Genomic DNA, 1,274 nt, shown 5'->3' on the forward strand with positions numbered 1-1,274 from the left:
AGCGTCGGATACCGCTGTTCCAGCGCCTCGATCGTGTGCTGGTCCAGGCGCACCAGATCCAGATCCGACGGGGTGAACCCGCCCGCACCCGGCTGCCCCGCACACTCGGCCAGCACGGTCACCGCCTGCCGCCACCGCCGCGCCAGATCGGTCACCTCGCCGGCGCAGAGCACCCCGGTCGGGAACGAGAACACCGCCCGCAACACCGAACCGGCGGCGGTGGTGGTCACCGCGGCATCGACGGCGAGCACCACCGCCGCCGGCAGGTCCCGATCACCACCACCCAGATCGCCGGTCTCCTCGACCGGAACCCACCCCACCTCCACACCGTCGGCGAGCGCGCCGGTGGTGGTGAACCGGCCCAGATAGTTGAACCCGATCTGCGGTTGCGGGAACGACGCCAGTACCTCACCGGTCTCGTCATTGAGATACCGCAACAACCCGTACCCGATCCCGCGGTCCGCGGTCGTGCGCAGTTGTTCCTTCACGGTCTTGACCGCCGCCCCCGCCGCCGCACCACCGGCCAGGACCTCGTCGAGGTCCACCCCGGCCAAATCCAGACGCACCGGGAACATGGTGGTGAACCAGCCCACCGTCCGCGACAGGTCCGCCCCCGCCACCACCTGCTCCTCCCGGCCGTGTCCCTCCAACCCGATCAAGGCCTGCGCGGTGTCGATGCCCCGATCACGCCGCCAGCTACTCAACGCCACCGCCAGGGCGGTCAGCAAAGCATCGTTCACCCCGCCGTGAAACACCTCCGGCAACGTGGTGAGCACGGTGTCGGTGACCGCGGCCGGCAACGCCACGCCGACCGTGTCCACCGTGGCCCCCACATCCACCGCCGGATCCAACGCACGCGACCCCAACACCGGATCCGACCCGGTCAGCATCTCCCGCCACAGGCCGAGTTCCCCGACCCGGGCCTCGGCGTGAGCGGCGGCAACCAGCCCGTGCGCCCACCGTCGCATCGACGTTCCCACCGGCGCCAGCTCCGCTTGCGCGCCCGCCGCGAGCCGGGCCCACGCCACCGCCAGATCGGGCACCAGAATCCGCCACGACACCCCATCGATCACCACATGATGCGCCACCAGCAACAACCGGCCCCCCGTGGTGGTGCCGGGATCGAACCACACTCCCTGCACCATCACCCCCGACGCCGGATCGAGCCGGCCCACGGCCGCCTCCCACGCACCGGCCACCACCGCCGAGAACCCCTGCCCGCTCACCTCCTCCACCGGCACCCGCACCAGCAGCGACTCCGCGGGAACCGACCC

At 71.4% G+C, this 1,274-nt stretch carries 1 protein-coding gene; it reads right to left on the minus strand.

What is annotated here, in order from left to right; genetic code table 11:
- Positions 1-1,274: condensation domain-containing protein (locus tag AC3EO7_RS37775; RefSeq protein WP_435593879.1), on the minus strand; the 1,274-nt coding region annotated here is incomplete at both ends.

The sequence above is a fragment of the Nocardia sp. bgisy118 genome, assembly GCF_057708605.1.